The following is a 15,908-nucleotide window of genomic DNA, read 5'->3' as shown; positions in this document are numbered from 1 at the left end:
CATTGGGTCGCGACATTGGGTGGTGACGGGTGCGCATCGACCGGCCGGACGACGCGGACGGGCGCGAAGAGCCTCACCTGCCTCGCCTGCCTGGCCTGTCTGGCCTGTCTGGCCTGTCTGGCCTGCGGGCAAGCCGCGAGACTCCCGTGGAGGCGCACGCGTACAAGGCGGACGCAGGGCAGGCGGACGCGGGGCAGGCGGGCCAGGGCGGGCCCGACATCGAACCGGACGCGGGGAACCGTATCGCGCGAGCACTCGACAACCGGGCCAAGGTCGACGCCGCAGTCCGGGCATACGCGATCGACCAGGGGTATGAGCGGGTCAGCGAGATCGAGAAGGAGACCGTCACCCCTGCGATGCGCCGCATCGAGGCCGAGGATCCCGACCGGCACCTTGCCGGGCTCGAGAACCGGCTCAAGGGCAAGGACCGGCTGGCCGAGAAGGTGGACTTCGACGTTATGAAGAAGGGGCGCACCGTCAGCCAAGCATTCGCCAACGTGAAAGATACGATCCGGTACACCTTCGTCTACGACGAGGCGAAATATACAGCTGGCGTCTACGCCGACTGCGAGCGGCTCGTAAGCGCCGGCTTCGGGCGGTTCGATCGAAGAAACTCGTGGGATCAGGACGAGTACAAAGGGATCAATAGTCGGTGGCGTATCCCAGGGAGCAGTCAGCTCTTCGAGGTCCAGTTTCACACCCAGGCCAGCCTCGCTGCGAAGGAAGAAACGCATTCTGCATATGAGCGGATTCGTTCACTGCCCGAGGACGATGAGGAGATGGCCGACCTCCGTGCGTATCAGCGTGAGGTCACGTCGAAGGTGCCGATTCCGCCCGGCGCGCTCGGCGTACCGGACTACCGGCTCTAGGAGGAGAGATGGTAACGAGGATCACCTATTTCGCCGTTGTTGATGACTTGAGCACCAGGGAAGAGCCGGTTGGAGTACTTCGCCGCATCGAGCACGACGGCGGAGAACATGACGAGCAGTTCGGGCACGACCTCGAATGGACACGCAGTCCGCTCCTGTACTCCTACGAACGGGGCGACGGGGACAACGACCTCTACGAGATCAGCGAGGACGAGGCGAATCGCATCGTGGAGCGGATCAGGCATAGCGTGACCGGCGAGTAGACCGTCGATCGAACCTCGCCGGCAGCCGATTCGTTGTCCCAGTTGAGTGCCCGATGACGGGGCAAGCCACTGGGGGGAACCGATGGCAGCGAGGATCACGTATTACGCCATTGCCGACGATTTGAGCAGTCCGGAAGAGCCGGTCGGGGTGCTTCGCCGGGTCGAGCGGGACGTCGGCCGCTTCTGGTCTGCAGCAGCGGACCCGGAGGTCGAGATCACGCGCCTCGTCGAGATGGGCGCCACTCGAGTCGCTGACCATGACGAATACGGGTACACCTGGACGCTCATGGCTGACCCAGAAGGTAACGAGTTCGACCTCGGGAAGGCGCTGTGAGCATCCCCGCGGCCCGCCTGCGTTCCTAGCGGTCCGTGTAGTCCATCAGCGAACTCGTCGGCCTGATGTGATCTCGTAGGGGACTAGGCAATGCGGATGATCTGCTGGCATTACGGTTGGTCTGGCAGGAGCGCGGAGAGAGCGGATCATGGCGGTGGCAGGGACGACTGTGCTTGGCGGCCGGTACAAGCTTCTGGCGGTGCTTGGGACTGGCGGGATGGCGACGGTGTGGCGGGCCAGAGACGAGATGCTGAGCCGCGACGTCGCGGTGAAGGTCCTCAACCCGCAGCACGCCGCCGACGCTGAGTTCCTTGACCGGTTCGAAGGCGAGGCACGCCACGCCGCCGCCGTCAGCCATCCCCGGCTCGTGACCGTGTTCGACTGCGGCGTCGAGAGCGGCACGCCGTTCATCGTGATGGAGCTCGTCGCGGGGCGTACGCTGCGCCAGGTACTTGATGAGGCCGGAATGCTGCCGCCCGGGCGGGCGGTCGCGATCGCCGCGGCGGTCTGCGAGGGGTTGGAAGCCGCGCACGCCGCAGGACTCGTGCACCGCGACATCACGCCCGCCAACATTGTCCTGAACGGCGGCGAGGTCAAGGTCCTTGACTTCGGCATCGCCCGGGCCGACGGTACCCGCGCCGCGACCGCGGCCGGAACGGTCTTGGGCACCGTCGCCTACCTGTCGCCCGAGCAGGCTTCCGGTCGCCCGGCGGACCCGCGCTCCGACCTCTACTCCCTCGGCTGCGTGCTGTTCGAGATGCTCACCGGCAGGCCGCCGTTCACCGCCGACTCGGCGGTCGGGCTCGCTTACCGGCAGGTCCACGACGATCCAGGGCTGCCGTCGGCTTGGCGCCCCGGTCTGCCCGCTAGCCTCGACCAGGTCATCGCCCGGTTGCTGGCTAAGGACCCGTCGTCCCGGCCGCCCACCGCCGCCGCGGCCCGGGCGGGCCTGCTCTCCGTCTTCTCTCCCGCCGATGGCGTACAGAACGGCGGCACCGCCGTGCTTCCCGTCACCCCGGGGACCGTGCCGGGTACCCCGCGCCGGGGCTGGCGGCCCCGGCCGTCCGAGGCGGCGCTCGGTGCCGCACTCGCCGCGTCGCTGATCGCGCTCATGGTCGTGCTCTTGACGGGCGGGCAGGGCGGCGGGCACCCGGTGACCGCCTCCGGATCCCCGCCCGCTTCGCTAGCCGCGCGCCCGGCAGCCACCGGCACCGGTTCGTCGCCCGCGCAGCCCGAGACCACCCTGTCGCCCGTTGCCGCCGCGGCCGCCACCCTGGTGGGCGACCTGAAGGAAGGCGTCACCGATGGGCAGGTGGCACCGCAGGCGGGCCAGAACCTGTTCAACCAGCTGCAGCAGCTGCTGTTCCAGTCGCCCGGCCAGAACCCTCAGCAGGTCCAACAGCAGTACTCGCAGCTCGTCCAGGTCTTCACCCAGGACAAGTCCAAAGGGCAGGTCACCGGCCAGGCTGCCACGTCCCTGTCCAGCGCGATCAGCGCGCTCGGCGCGGCACTAGGCACCCTCTAGCGGATGATGAGGACAGGGCGGCCTGTCAGGTGGATCACCTTGTGCGTGGTGCTGCCGAGGAGTAGCCCGGCCACGTCGCCCGGCCCGCGCTGCCGGAGCCTTGCGCGTTACGCGGCGGCTGGTGCGGCGCGGCTGCCCGTCGCCTCGACTTTGCGTCGTGGATTGTGAACCTGTCCGGCGCTGATTTGACGGACGCGATTGCGGTGAACGACAGCTTCGCCCACGGCATCGTCTACGTCGGCACCAAGTCCGGGGGCTGGAGGCGTTCGTGGCTCGGTAGTGAGGTTTTAACGGGGCCGTCGGGCCGGTGCGCAGTGGCGTGGGGCCGCCGGTGCCGATGTAGTCGAGCGCCGGGTTGCCGCTCGCGATCGCCTGGGCGGACAGTGCCCGCCAGGCCGCGCGCCGCGCCGGGTGGTGTCCGAACAGGAAGAGCAGTTCGAGCAGGAGCACCGGCAGCAGCCGGGGCGAGGCGACTATCTCATCGACGGTGCCGAAGATGGCCTGCGCGGCGAGTTGGGCCGCGCGGCGCGCCACGGTGCCCGCCGGATTGCGGTGGCCGGGCCGCCCGAGCAGGTACTGCGCGGGCGCTACCCAGTGCATCGAGCGGGTGACCCGCGGTGGCAGCGGCTCCAGGATGTGCGATCCGGCCTGCAGCGCGCCGCCGATCAGCACCAAGGCCCACGGCTGCGCTAGCGGCGAATGTTCGGCCGCGCCGAGTCGTCCGAGCGCCTGCGCGAGCGGGTAAAGCGCCGCGGCGAGAGCGATGCCGCAGCCGCCCCACACCGGGTCGCGCTCCTTGACCGCCCAGTACGCCCACCATGCGGCAAGCACGATGGCGGCGGGGAGGATGGCGTGGACCGGGAAGAGCAGGGCAAGCAGTGCAGTCACGATGACCGGCATGCAGACCGCGTGGCCCGCCCTGGCCAGCCGGGTGCGGTGAAAGACGTGGTTCAGGTACGACTGGTAGACCAGGTTCAGCCCGGTGACGTTGGTGCTCGGCGTGACGGTGGCGAGCGCCCACCAGCGGACCAGGCCGCGGCCGGTGCCCCCGGCGGGGGCGAAAAAGGCCGGCGCGAAACGCAGCCAGAACAGCTGTCCGCGGCTCGGCGGCACCCACATCGCCGCGTCGAGTCCGGCGATGGGATCCAGGTACCGCACAGTGGGCTCGTCCATCGTCGACAGGCTACGCGATGACGCCGCCGATCCCGGTGCGGCCCTCCGGCGTGGCGACCAGGTCGACACTGGTGCCGGCGCGCACCTGCTCGCCGAAGACACCGGCTGGCCGAGCGGCTCGAGGTGGCGCCCACCACGGTCAGCCTCATGGTCGGCGACCTGTCGCAGCACGGCGTGCTGACGCGGACGGAAGACGACGCCGACCGGCGGCGCCGGATCGTCGCGATCGCGCCGGACTTCGCGGCGCCGATCCGTGAATGGCTCTTCGGCAGCGCCGCGGCATGGACCGGAGTGCTTGGCGCGCTCACCCCCGGACAGCGCGCGACGGTGGTCGGCACGATGCGCGCCTACGAGGCGGCCCTGGAACGGCAGGCGTAGACGGCGCCCCGTCCACCCCGGGGAGTAGTGGACGGGGCGCCGGTCTGGGGGGTGGGGGCCTCAGCGGTCAGATGGCGACGAATCCGGGGCGGCCGCCGGCCGGGCGCCAGCCGATGACCGGGGCGTGGTCGGCCTCGAACGGGGCGGCGCTGCGGTCCTCGGCGTCGCCTGCGTAGTGCCGCCAGTCACTGCCGCGGGCGATGAAGACCCCGGCCTTGGCGCCGCACTGGGTGCAGTAGGGCTCGAGCGCGTCGTCGCCCGAGGGAAACAGGTCGTCGAGGCAGGGCTCGGTCGCGGTCAGCACCGCGTCGAAGACGCCTGGCGCGTAGCCGGCGAGAAAGGCCAGGCCGTCCGCCATGCGCGCGCCGTCAAGCGCGGCGATCCTGGCGACTCGGTCCGCCTGGCCAGCCCCGGCGGGCACGCAGGCCGCGTCGACGGGCCGCGGTATGTGCCACCGGTCGGCGGCGATCGTGGTCATGGTCACGCCTCCTTGTTGATTGACGTCCGCCCCCTGGCCGTCGCGGCCTTCGATCGTCGCGGCGATCACGCGGGTGATGGGGTTCATGCTATAGGACTTAGTTTCGAATTGCCAGCGGAGGGCCGGCGTGTCACGGTGGCGGTTCAGTGGGATTCCGAACGGGTTCCGGCTACGCGCGATCAGCGCACAGCTTCTTCTCGAAGAAGTGCGTGGCCCAGGGGTTGTCGTTGTACCGGTCGATCGGCAGGTAGCCAGCCCGCTGGTACATGCCGATCGCCTCGGTGAGCGCGCCGTTCGTGTCGAGCCGCAGGATGTCGTGGCCGAGCCCGCGCGACTCCGCCTCCAGGTGGCGCAGCAGGCGGGAGCCGAGGCCGGCGCCGCGCCAGTCGTCGTGCACCCACATCCGCTTCAGCTCGCCCACGCCGGGAGCGATGGTGTGCAGGCCGCCGCAGGCGACGGGCTCGCCGTCGGAAACCGCGACCACGAACAGTCCGGTCGGCGGGACAAGCAGCTTCGCGTCCTTGTCCGTCTCACCCGCGGAGTCGAAGCCGAAGCGGCGGCCGATCTCCGCGAAGTAGCGCCCGACCACGTCCCTGGCGACCTCCGATGACGGGTCGGCCGGTGCGAAGGTCACCGTCGCCGCACGCACCAGCAGGTCGGCCTCGGCCAGGGCGCGGGCGAGCCGGTCCCGCTGTCGCGGCGTCAGCGGGTCGACAAGCAGCCTGGCGCGTTCGTCTGAACGGTGTTCGAGTTCCGCCCAGCGCTCCCGCCCTGCCGGGGTCAGCGTGACTTGGCGTCGGCGCCGGTCTGCCGGGTCGGGCGCCACGGTGACCAGGCCGTCGTGCTCAAGACGGCGCAGCAGGCGGCTGAGGTATCCGGAGTCGAGGCCAAGCCGGTCGCGCAGCGCCTGCGCCGTCGCCGGTGCCGCGCCGATCTCGAACAGCAGCCGGACCGGCCCGAGCGGCATGCCGAGGCCGAGGAAGGAGTCGTCGAGCACCCCGATGCGCTGGGTGTAGGAACGGTTGAAGCGACGGACGACGTCGACGGGATCACGCACAATCTCTGACTTTAGTCAGAGAATTTCTGATCGGCAACCGAGCCAGCGCCGGCGGCCGCCGTGGAGTCAGCGGCGCCTGAGATGGCTCGCCGATATTGCTTGCAAAGAGTTCTTTGCAAAGATAGCTTTGCACACATGAGCGACGAACAGGCGGCACCCGCGCGGACCGTCACCCTGCTCGACAACGCCATGGCGCTGCGCGCCTACGCGCACCCGGTGCGGATGAAGCTGATACTCGCGCTGCGCACCCGCGGGCCGCTGACCGCGACCCAGGCCGGGCGGCTGCTCGGCGAGTCCTCGGGCACCTGCTCGTTCCACCTGCGCCAGCTCGCCAAGTACGGACTTGTCGAGGAGACCGGCGGCGGCACCGGACGCGAGAAGCCGTGGCGGGCCACCACCACCTCCACGGCCTGGGACGACACGCCGGATGACCCGGAGGCCGCCGCGGCGGCCGGGCTGCTCGCCGAGGCACTCGCCGAGTCCTACTTCGGGCAGCTGATGCGCTGGCTCGAGGCGCGACCCGGCCAGCCGGAACAGTGGCAGCGGGCCGCGTTCCTCGGTGACCGGGTCCTGTGGCTGACCCCCGAGGAGCTCACCAGAATGGGCGAAGAACTGCTCGCGGTCACCGGCCGGTACTTCGACCGGATGGTCAGGCCGGAGCTGCGGCCACCGGGCTCGCGGCTCGTCACTTACCTGCACCTCGGCTTCCCGAACGTGACCCTTCCCGAGGAAACCGTGACGCCGCATGAGGAAGGGTGAGCGCCGACATGGCCAACAGGGCCGGTGCGAGCGGCGAGCGGAACACGCCGGATACACCGGGCACAGCCGATGCGGAGGGCCTACCGCGCCGGCGGTTCCTGCCGCCGCTGCTGCGCGACGTTACCTTCCGCCGCTACTGGACCGGGGCCACCGTGTCGATGGTCGGGGACCAGGTCACGAGCATCGCGGTGCCGCTGACCGCGGTACTCGCGCTGCACTCGGGCGCCGCCGCGATGGGGTTCCTGACGGCGCTCCAATGGCTGCCGAGCCTGCTGTTCGGCATGCACGCCGGCGCCTGGGCGGACCGCAGGGGCCGGCGGCGGCAGCTCATGATCGCCTGCGACCTAGGGCGGTTCGTGCTGCTCGGCACCGTCCCCGTCTGCTGGGCACTCGGCGTGCTCACGCTCGGGCAACTGCTCGCCGTCGTGTTCGCGGCGGGCACGCTGTCCATCTTGTTCGACGTCGCGAACGCGACGCTGTTCGTGTCGATCGTCCGCCGCGAGCAGTACGTGGACGGGCAGTCGCTCCTTTACGGCAGCAGGGCCATGTCGTTCCTGCTCGGGCCGTCGCTCGGCGGGCTGCTCGCCCAGTTGCTCACCGCCCCCTTCGCCCTGGTCGCGGACGCGCTCTCGTTCCTCGGCTCCGCGTTCTTCCTGCGGCGGATCGATCCTTCGGAACCGCCCGCGGACACCGGCACCGGCGGCGTGACGCAGGGGCTGCGGTTCATCGTCCGCTCCCCCATCGTGCGCGCCTCGCTGATCGGCGTGGCGGTGGTCAACTTCTTCAACCTGATGTTCTTCGCGCTCGTGACCCTGTACGCGGTGCGGGTGCTGCACGTCAGCGCCGGACTGCTCGGCCTCATCCTCGGCTGCGGCGCGACGGGCGGGCTGCTCGGCGCCTGGCTGACCAAGGCGATCGCCGCACGGATCGGCGTCGGGATGGCGTACGTCGCGGGCTGCTTCGGCTTCACCGCACCGCTCGCGCTGGTGCCGCTCGCGCCCGTGCCCGCCGGGCACGGTACCGACTGGGCGGTCGTGGGCCTGCTGTTCGGCGCGGAATTCCTCTCCGGGTTCGGCGTCATGGTGCTGGACATCTCGATCGGCTCGATCTTCGCCGCGGTCATTCCCGACGCGGTGCGGTCGCGGGTCACCGGCGCGTTCACGGCCATCAACTACGGCACGCGGCCCGCGGGCGCGCTGCTGGGCGGGCTGCTCGGGGCGGCGCTCGGCCTGCACACCGCGCTGTGGATCGCGGTGATCGGCGGCGTGGCCGGCGCGGCGCTGCTCGTGCCGTCGCCGCTGCCGCGGTTCCGCATGCCGGAGGGGTTCGCCGCCGCCGCGCAGTGATGCCGCGGGCGGCCGGAGCCAGCCGAACCCGTTCCGTATTCTCACTGGAGGTCAGCCGCGCACGGGCCTGCCCGCCATGGGCTTGAGCGCCTCGGCCAGCTCCTCCAGGTCGGGCACCGCGGCGAGCAGCGCCGCGGTCGTCTGCGCGGGCAGGCCGTGCAGGCAGTCGGAGAGCACCCGAGTGCGCTGGGCGCGCACCCGGTCGTGCACTTGCTCACCCTCGGGGGTGACCGCGACCCGCGCCGCGCGCAGGTCCTCGGGGTCCTGCATGCGGCGGATGAGGCCGCGCTCGTCGAGGACCTTGACGATCCGCGACAGCATCGTCGGGTTGAGTCCCTCGAGCTCGGTCAGCTCGGCGAGGCCCAGCGGGCCGCGGATGCGGACCAGGGCGAGCACGGAGTACTGGGTCGGGGTGAGGTCCTCGCCGGTGGACGTGTCGTTGAGCACGCGGGCGAGCCTGGGAATGACCGCGCGCAGCCTCACCACGAGTTCGGTGTCCATCACGTTCTCCGGAAATCGACTTGAATGCTTGCCAGCAAGCAACTAATGTTAATGCATGTGAGCATCGCGGGAGAAGTCGCGACGGCCGGCACGCCCGGCCTGAGAGTCGTCAGACGTCCCCGGCGCGGCCTGATCTTCGCGATCGTCTCCATCGCGCTGTTCATGGCATCCATGGACCAGACCATTGTCGCCACCGCGCTGCCCGCGCTCGAGAAGGATCTGCATACCGGCGTCAACTGGACCGGCTGGACGATCTCCGTCTACGCGCTCGGCCAGGTCATCGCGATGCCGATGGCCGGCAAGATCAGCGACATGTACGGCCGCAAGAAGGTCTTCATGATCTCGGCGGCCATCTTCACCGTCGCCTCGCTGTGCTGCGGCTTCGCCTCCAACATGCCAATGCTGCTGGTCCCGCGGTTCATCCAGGCGCTCGGCGGCGGCGCGTTCATGCCGTCCGCTACCGGCATCGTGTCCGACCACTTCGGCGAGCAGCGCGACCGCGCGGTCGGCATGTTCACCTCCATCTTCCCGATCGGCGGCCTCGTCGGCCCCGTCGCCGGCGGCCTGTTCGTCAGCTACTGGTCCTGGCGCGGCATCTTCCTGGTCAACGTGCCGATCGGGATCGTACTCATCGCGGCCACCGCGAAGTTCATCCCCGCCTCGGCGCGCAGGCCGTCGAGTCGCATCGACGTGACGGGCGTCGCGCTGCTCGCCGCGATGCTGGTGCCTGCCATGTTCGGCATCACCTACCTCGGCAGCGGGCAGGTCCCGCTGTACAGTCCGGTATTCCTCGGCTGCGAGGCGGTCGCGATTTTCTTCGGCCTCTTGTTCGTGCGGCACTCGCGGACCGACGCGGCGCCGTTCGTGCCCTACCGGCTGCTGAGTGGGCGCGGCTTCGGCGTGATGAACCTGATCAACTTCCTGTTTGGCGCGGCAGCGCTCGGCTTCGGCGCGCTCGTGCCGCTGTACGCACAGCAGCGGTACGGCATCGCGCCGCTCGGCGCGGGCACGCTGCTCACCGCGCGGGCGGTCGGCATGATCGCGGTGGCCGGCCTGGCCACGATGGCGCTGCGCAGGACCGGATACCGGCTGCCGATGGTCGCCGGGTTCCTCATCCTCGTCGCCGGGCTCATCATGATGGCGGCACCGCCATGGTTCTCGATGGCACAGCTCCCGGTGCAGGCCTGGCTCGCGTTCGGCGCGGCCGTCACCGGCCTCGGCATGGGGCTGTCCGTGCCGTCGGCCAACAACGCGAGCCTGCAACTCGCCCCCGAGCAGGTGGCGGCCATCGCCGGGCTGCGCGGCATGTTCCGCCAGGCCGGATCCATCACCGCCGTCTCGGTGACCACCGCGGTGATCGCGCGCAGCGCGCACCCAGGCATGGCGCAGGCGCACGTGTTCCTGGTGTTCGCCGCGCTGCTGCTGCTCACCCTGCCGCTGATGCGACTGGTCCCTGAGCACCGTGGCGGCTGGTGAGCTAGCTGTAGCTAGCCCAGGCTGTCGAGGAAGGCGATCGACCGCTCGATCACCAGCGCCGTCGCGTCCTTGTCGTAGGCCGGCAGCGAGCTGTCGGTGAACAGGTGCTGATCGCCTGGGTAGGTGAACACCTCGACCACGTCGGGGCCGACCATGGCGGCGATTTCCCTCGCGGAGTTGAGGTCGCCCTCGAGCGCGAAGAACGGATCGGCGTCCATGCCGTGGACCTGCGCCCGCAGGCCCTGCGGCCAGGGGCCCGTCCCCCAGTCGCCGGTGAGCGGCAGGCACCCCTCGTAGAGCAGCGCGCCGCGCGCACCGGGCCGCTGCTGCGCCAAGCGCTGCGCCATGGCCGAGCCGTAGGAGAAGCCGGCGTACACCAGCGCCTCGGGCAATCCGGCGAGCGCGGCCCTGCCGCGGCTTCGCAGCTCCTCGTCGCCGATCCGGTCGACGAGGGCGAGCCCTTCGTCGATGGTCGCGGCCGTTTCGCCGCCGAACAGGTCAGGCGTGTGCACGGTGTGCCCGCCGGCGCGCAGCCGCTCGGCGAACGAGCGGACCCCGTCGGTGAGCCCCGCCACGTGATGGAACACGATGACCTCGGCCATGCGCCCTCTCCTTCCTGTCACGCCCGCCTGTCTGGCGAGCCCGAATCTGTCTGGCCAACCCCCTGCTTGGCTGACACTGCCAACGGACGACCAAAATACATCGGGGCACTGACACTGCCCGGGAACAAGCCCGGTGAACGGGAGGAACCGTGACCGAACAGATCATCGCGCGGACAGCGCAGGGGCGGCTGCGCGGTGCGCGGGACGGCGACGCGCTGCGCTTCCTCGGCGTGCCTTACGCCACCTCCCCGCTGCTCGCGGGCCGGTTCGCCGCGCCGGTACCGCATCCGCGCTGGGACGGCGTCCGCAACGCCCTGGTGTACGGCGCGACGTCGCCGCAGCCGGACCGCGGCGTGACGCTGATCCCCGAGCCGATCATCGCGGGCGACAACGAGCTGAACCTCAACGTGTTCACACCGGAACTCGGCCGTGCCGGGCTGCCGGTACTCGTCTGGATCCACGGCGGCGGGTTCTTCGGCGGCGGCAACGCCTCGCCCTGGTACCGGGGCGTGTCCTTCGCGCGGGACGGCGTGGTGCTCGTCAGCGTCAACTACCGGCTCGGCGCGCAGGGGTTCCTCGAGGTGCCGGGCGCGCCCGCCAACCGCGCGGTCCGCGACCTGGTGCGGGCGCTTGAGTGGGTGCGGGAGAACATCGCGGCCTTCGGCGGCGACCCGGACAGGGTGACCATCGGCGGGCAGTCGGCCGGCGGCGCCGCCTGCGGCGCGCTGCTCGGCGTGCCGTCCGCGCGCGGGCTGTTCCGTGGCGCGCTGTGCATGAGCGGCGCGGCGCTCGACCAGACGCCGGCGGGCGTGAGCGAAGTATCGGAACGGTTGTCGGTTCTTCTTGGCACCGCCACCCTCGACCGGTCCGTCCTGGAAGGCCGGCCGACGCGGGAGATACTCGCGGCATCCGACGTGATCCTCCAGGAGCTTGGGCCCGGCCAGCTGTCGCCGGACGCCGACGCGGTCGCGGATGTGCTCGGCGGCGGGCTGCGGCTGCCCTGGGGGCCGTGGACGGATGGTGACGTGGTGACCGAGGACCCGTTCACCGCGGCGCGCCGCGGCGACGTCCGGGTGCTCGCCGGGGCTACCGCGCACGAGTTCAACATGGCGTGGACCGGCGCGGACTGGATCACCTGGGACATGGTCAGCGGCGGGCTCGCCCGGGCCGGCGTGCCGGCAGAGGCGGCCGCCGCCTACCTGTCCCGGCTGGATGCCCGGCCGGCGGACATGGTGGGGCAGGCGACGACCGACCGGACCTTCCGGGTGCCCGCGCAGCGGCTCGCCGAGGCCGTCTCGGGCGGGGGCGGCGGCGCCTGGGTGTACGACTTCGGCTGGACGGCGCCCGGCGGGCCGCTGCGCGGCATGGCGTTTCACTGCCTCGACGTGCCGTTCGCGTTCGGCACCACCGGAGAGCCTGGCGTGGCGGAGGCCACAGGCGGGGCGACGCCTGAGGCGCTTGTCGCGGACGTGCATGGCGCCGTCGTGCGGTTCGTCGCCGACGGCGACCCCGGCTGGCCCGGGTACACCGGCGCCAGCCGCGCGGTCATGAGGTTCGGTGAGCCGTCGGTGCTTGCCTACGATCCGCTCCGGCTAGAGCGGCTCGCCTGGACATAGGCGTAGCGTGGCAGTGTGACTGGTCCTGCTGAGCCGTCGCCTGCCTCGTCGCCTGAGTCTGGGTCCGCGCGTGAGCCGGGCTCCTCGCCTGAGCCTGTGCCTGAACCCGGGCCTGCTGTCGAGCCCGAGTCCGAGCCGCTGGATCTCGACGAGCAAGTCGTCGCGTTCTGCGTGGCGAGTGTGCGGGGCTGGACCCATGAGGCGGCCACGATGCTCGCGGAGACGCCGGCGATCGCCGGGCACAGCTTCGCGACCGCGCTGCTGCTCGGGGACGCGGAACGGGTGCGGGCGGAGATCGAACGCGATCCCGGCGCCGCGACCCGGGCTGACCCGGCGACGGGCTGGACGCCGCTGCACCTGGTGTGCGCCTCCCGGTGGTACCGGCTCGACTCGGGGCGGACGGCGGGGCTCGCGGAGGCGGCGCGGCTGCTGCTCGACGCTGGTGCCGACCCGAACGCCCCCATCGGCGGGACCGGACGGTCGCCGTTCGCGTGTGCCGCGGCGGCAGCCAGTTCCGGCACGGGCAATGAGGCGGTCATCGCGCTGCTGCTCGACCGCGGCGCGACCGTGACCGTAGACGACCTGTACATGACCGCGTTCAGCGAGGATGGGTACCGCTGCCTTGGGCTGCTGCTCGGCCACGCCGCGGCCGTCGCCCCTGACATGCTGCACGCCGCCGGGCAGGTGCTTGCGGCGCCGGTCAGCGCGGGATCGGTCGACGGGGTGCGGCTGCTGCTCGACGCCGGCGTGGACCCGCGCCACTACGCGGACGACGACGGCGAACCGGCGTCCGCCGTCTACGCGGCCGTGCACGCCGGATGTCCCGCCGAACTCATCGCCCTGTTCACCGAGCACGGAGCCGACCCGCGGCAGCCGGGACCCGACGGGCATACGCCCGCCTGGCTGGCGACCGTCCGCGGGCGGACCGATCTCGCCGCGCTGCTCGGCACCGACGAGGCGGCAGGCGTCTCCGACACCGCCCGGTTCGCCGGGGCGTGCCTGTCCTGTGACCGGGACAGGGCGACCCACCTTGTCGCTTCCGACCCGAGCCTGATCGACCGGATGGACCCCGGTGAGCGGGCCGCCCTTGTGCAGGCCGCCGAGGCCGGCGACGAGAGCGCGGTCGCGCTCATGCTCGAACTCGGCTTCCCGCTGACCGCGCGCCGCGACGACGGCGCGACCGCACTGCACGCCGCCGCCTACGCGGGGGACGCCTGGATGGTCCGGCTGCTGCTCGACCGCGGCGCGGACATCGAGGCGCTCGACGGCGAGTGGCACAGCCCGCCACTCGACTGGGCGGTCGTCGGAAGCGGCCAGCGGCCGACGACGAGCCCGCGACCGGACTGGGGTGCCACGGTGCGGCTGCTGCTCGGCGCGGGAGCGTCGACGGCGGAGATAACGCTGACACCCGGCCACCCCAAGGCGCCATCCGCCGAGGTAGCGAGCCTGCTCAGGGCGCATGGGGTCGGACCGTCGGGCGAGGATGGCGCGGACGGAGACGGCGGCGCGGACAGGGACGGGGACGGGCACGGCGGCGCGGACGCGGACGGGGACGGCGGACGGTCCTAGCCGGACTGACCGGCGTTGGCGGGGTTGGCCGTTGGGGTTGCGGTGGCGGTTGGCGGTTACACGCGAGCGTCGGCCAGGTGAACTACGGCTTCCTGGAGGCGGGTGCGGTGATCGCCATGATCCCGTGCGTCCTGCTGTACATCGGACTGCAGCGCTTCTACATCCGCGGCCTGGTCTCCGGCGTCGTCAAGGGCTAACAAGATCCCGCTGTTCATCGGTGCGCGAAGTCGCGGTGATCAGCTCGCTGCGGCTCAGCGTCCAGACGCCGACGGCGAGGACGATCAGCCCGAGCACCTCCGCGACCAGCGCGGCGGGCGAGGTGCCGAGGCGCTCACCGAAGAGGAGGGCGCCAAGCAGGATCGCGGTCACCGGGTCGCCAATGGTGAAGCCGGGCTGCGACGCCGCGAGCGGGCCCGCCGCCATCGCGTGCGACGTGAGCAGCATCGCCGCCGCGCCGGTCACGGCGAGCACGTAGGGCGACCAGGTGGCGAAGATCGCGCCGGGACCGCCGGCGAGGTGCGAGCTCAGCTCCTTGATCACGGCGGCGACGAAGCCCCACGCGATGCCGGTCGCGATGCCGAGGCAGGCCGCCCGGCGGGTGGCCGACCCGCCTCCGGCCGCGCAGATGGCGGCCGCCACGGCGACTGCCGTGGCGAGTCCGGCGAGCCACCATGCCAGCGCCGCGGCATAATGCTCGTGTCCCCCCGTCGGCGCCGCGGCGCGCAGGAAGACGCCGATGCCCGCGGACATGGCGATCGCCGCGACCCACTCGCGCCAGCGCGCCCGGCGCCCGCCGGACGGGCACCGCAGCGCCAGGTAGCCGAAGACGAACAGCAGCTCAATCGCGAGGATCGGCTGGACCAGGGCGAGCGGGCCGAAGTGCAACGCGGTCAACTGGCAGGCGAACCCGGCCAGCATGCCGGCGAAGCCGAGCAGCCAGACGGGCCGGCGCGCCAGCCGGAAGACGAGCAGCGGGTCGAAACGGTCGGCGTCGAAGCGGGCGGCACCGAAACGGTCTGCGGCGCAACGGTCTGCGCCGGAACGACCGACACCCCCGCGCCGTGGCGGGGCGGCACTCTCGCGCCGCGGCAGGCTGGCGGCGCCGAGGCGCTGGCAGATCGATGCGGCCGCAGTGCAGCAGCTAGCGGCCACCGACAACAGGACCGCGAGCGGCATCGGCTGACCAGTCCCCCGATCAGCCTCGCTCGAGGCGGGACTGGAGGTCGTCGAGGCGCGCGTGCAGCAACGCGATCTCCGCGGTCAAGATCGCGATCGGCGACTCTTCCATGGCGGCCATGGCATCGGCCGCGCCGGCCGTGGTTCCGGTCCCGGTGCCCGTGATGGAGCCGGTCATGGTGCCGCTGAGCATGTCGGGGCTTAGCGGGCCCGCCGACAGCAGCGGAGCGACGCGCACGTTGCCGTCGAGTCGGGCGGTGAACTCGGTCAGGGTCAGGGCGGGCCGGCCTGCCGCGCACGTCGGGCAGACAGGTGCCAGGTGGCGCCACCCGATCAGGCCGCTGCCGCCGTCGGCCAGGGCAGTGCCTGGCCGTCCGCACGCGCACTGGGCGTCAAGGATGGCCCGCACCCGCTGCCTGCTGTAGCGCAGGCCGCGTTCGTAGCGGATGTACTGGCCGGACGCGGTCACCTCGATCAGCAGCGCGGCTCGGTTTTCCGTCGCGCAGCCGAGCGAGCGGGCGTCGGTCAGCTCGTGCAGGCAGTAGAACCCGCAGCCGCACCAGCGGCGCGGCGGCGCGTGCCGGTGATTCCAGATGCATGACGCCTCGGCGACGACCCCGTAGACATGGGTCGCGCCGAGCGTCAATCCCGCGAAGCCGGTCTGCGTGCCGTCCGCGGACAGCACCGCATGCGCCAGCTTGTACCCGGTGAACGGGCGGTCAGGCCGCTCGTCCCGGTCTGGCCCCGCAGGCCAGAACCGCAGGCGGGCCATTGCTGTGACGATTC

The 15,908-nt window shown here is 71.5% G+C and carries 16 protein-coding genes and 1 pseudogene; 10 read left to right on the top strand and 7 right to left on the bottom strand.

Annotated elements, in window-relative coordinates; all coding sequences use genetic code 11:
- Positions 1-29 precede the first annotated feature (29 nt).
- From EAS64_RS22965 to EAS64_RS22950, 4 genes are all read left to right on the top strand, one after another.
- A complete protein-coding gene (locus EAS64_RS22965) occupies positions 30-869 on the top strand; it encodes a hypothetical protein (protein ID WP_145855899.1) in 840 nt (279 codons plus the stop codon).
- Positions 870-877: 8 nt separating this feature from the next.
- Positions 878-1,132 (top strand): hypothetical protein, encoded by a 255-nt coding sequence (locus tag EAS64_RS22960; RefSeq protein ID WP_145855897.1) that lies wholly within the window; start codon positions 878-880, stop codon positions 1,130-1,132.
- A gap of 82 nt (positions 1,133-1,214) precedes the next feature.
- Positions 1,215-1,466: a VOC family protein gene (locus EAS64_RS22955; protein WP_145855895.1), complete on the top strand. Its 252-nt coding sequence runs from the start codon at positions 1,215-1,217 to the stop codon at positions 1,464-1,466.
- Between the two features lie 154 nt (positions 1,467-1,620).
- The gene (locus EAS64_RS22950) at positions 1,621-2,991 is read left to right on the top strand and encodes a protein kinase domain-containing protein (protein ID WP_187366115.1); all 1,371 of its coding nucleotides are present in this window, start codon (positions 1,621-1,623) and stop codon (positions 2,989-2,991) included.
- Here EAS64_RS22950 and EAS64_RS47970 read toward each other — a convergent pair.
- Complete coding sequence (locus tag EAS64_RS47970) at positions 2,977-4,164, bottom strand: hypothetical protein (protein WP_187366114.1); 1,188 nt, start codon at positions 4,162-4,164, stop codon at positions 2,977-2,979. The genes EAS64_RS22950 and EAS64_RS47970 overlap by 15 nt on opposite strands.
- A gap of 87 nt (positions 4,165-4,251) precedes the next feature.
- Between EAS64_RS47970 and EAS64_RS22940 the strand changes: the two are divergent.
- A pseudogene (locus tag EAS64_RS22940) lies at positions 4,252-4,542 on the top strand (winged helix DNA-binding protein); the annotation flags it as partial.
- Positions 4,543-4,609: 67 nt separating this feature from the next.
- Here the strand turns inward: EAS64_RS22940 and EAS64_RS22935 are convergent.
- Both EAS64_RS22935 and EAS64_RS46825 read right to left on the bottom strand, forming a co-directional pair.
- On the bottom strand, positions 4,610-5,107 hold the full coding sequence (locus EAS64_RS22935) for a hypothetical protein (RefSeq protein WP_145855889.1): 498 nt from the start codon (positions 5,105-5,107) through the stop codon (positions 4,610-4,612).
- Between the two features lie 82 nt (positions 5,108-5,189).
- Positions 5,190-6,077, bottom strand: coding sequence for a bifunctional helix-turn-helix transcriptional regulator/GNAT family N-acetyltransferase (locus tag EAS64_RS46825; protein ID WP_222849512.1), 888 nt, complete (start codon positions 6,075-6,077; stop codon positions 5,190-5,192).
- Positions 6,078-6,212: 135 nt separating this feature from the next.
- On the opposite strand from EAS64_RS46825, the gene EAS64_RS22925 reads away from it, so the two are divergent.
- Together EAS64_RS22925 and EAS64_RS22920 are read left to right on the top strand one after the other, a co-directional pair.
- A complete protein-coding gene (locus EAS64_RS22925) occupies positions 6,213-6,836 on the top strand; it encodes a winged helix-turn-helix domain-containing protein (RefSeq protein ID WP_187366113.1) in 624 nt (207 codons plus the stop codon).
- The gene (locus EAS64_RS22920) at positions 6,833-8,182 is read left to right on the top strand and encodes an MFS transporter (RefSeq protein ID WP_222849511.1); all 1,350 of its coding nucleotides are present in this window, start codon (positions 6,833-6,835) and stop codon (positions 8,180-8,182) included. The genes EAS64_RS22925 and EAS64_RS22920 overlap by 4 nt, the downstream gene beginning before the upstream one ends.
- 51 nt (positions 8,183-8,233) lie before the next feature.
- On the opposite strand, the gene EAS64_RS22915 is transcribed toward EAS64_RS22920, so the two are convergent.
- The gene (locus EAS64_RS22915) at positions 8,234-8,683 is read right to left on the bottom strand and encodes a MarR family winged helix-turn-helix transcriptional regulator (protein ID WP_145855886.1); all 450 of its coding nucleotides are present in this window, start codon (positions 8,681-8,683) and stop codon (positions 8,234-8,236) included.
- A gap of 57 nt (positions 8,684-8,740) precedes the next feature.
- Between EAS64_RS22915 and EAS64_RS22910 the strand changes: the two genes are divergently transcribed.
- Positions 8,741-10,159 (top strand): MFS transporter, encoded by a 1,419-nt coding sequence (locus EAS64_RS22910; protein WP_222849510.1) that lies wholly within the window; start codon positions 8,741-8,743, stop codon positions 10,157-10,159.
- An 11-nt stretch (positions 10,160-10,170) separates the two neighbouring features.
- Here the strand turns inward: EAS64_RS22910 and EAS64_RS22905 are convergent, their stop codons facing one another.
- Positions 10,171-10,761 (bottom strand): dienelactone hydrolase family protein, encoded by a 591-nt coding sequence (locus EAS64_RS22905; protein WP_145855883.1) that lies wholly within the window; start codon positions 10,759-10,761, stop codon positions 10,171-10,173.
- A gap of 149 nt (positions 10,762-10,910) precedes the next feature.
- Between EAS64_RS22905 and EAS64_RS22900 the strand changes: the two genes are divergently transcribed.
- Both EAS64_RS22900 and EAS64_RS22895 read left to right on the top strand, forming a co-directional pair.
- A complete protein-coding gene (locus tag EAS64_RS22900; RefSeq protein WP_145855881.1) occupies positions 10,911-12,377 on the top strand; it encodes a carboxylesterase/lipase family protein in 1,467 nt (488 codons plus the stop codon).
- A 96-nt stretch (positions 12,378-12,473) separates the two neighbouring features.
- The gene (locus tag EAS64_RS22895) at positions 12,474-13,946 is read left to right on the top strand and encodes an ankyrin repeat domain-containing protein (RefSeq protein WP_145855879.1); all 1,473 of its coding nucleotides are present in this window, start codon (positions 12,474-12,476) and stop codon (positions 13,944-13,946) included.
- A gap of 186 nt (positions 13,947-14,132) precedes the next feature.
- On the opposite strand, the gene EAS64_RS22890 is transcribed toward EAS64_RS22895, so the two are convergent.
- Together EAS64_RS22890 and EAS64_RS22885 are read right to left on the bottom strand one after the other, a co-directional pair.
- Entirely contained in the window at positions 14,133-15,122 is a 990-nt protein-coding gene (locus tag EAS64_RS22890; protein ID WP_145855877.1) for a DMT family transporter, read from the bottom strand.
- A 19-nt stretch (positions 15,123-15,141) separates the two neighbouring features.
- Positions 15,142-15,894 carry a hypothetical protein gene (locus EAS64_RS22885; protein WP_145855875.1) on the bottom strand — a complete coding sequence of 251 codons (753 nt, stop codon included), beginning with the start codon at positions 15,892-15,894 and terminating at the stop codon, positions 15,142-15,144.
- Positions 15,895-15,908: the final 14 nt, after the last annotated feature.

The organism is Trebonia kvetii (assembly GCF_007827045.1).
GTDB classification, from domain to species: domain Bacteria; phylum Actinomycetota; class Actinomycetes; order Streptosporangiales; family Streptosporangiaceae; genus Trebonia; species Trebonia kvetii.
The sequence above is the reverse complement of the archived record's forward strand: the minus strand, read 5'-3'. Positions and strand labels throughout refer to the sequence as shown.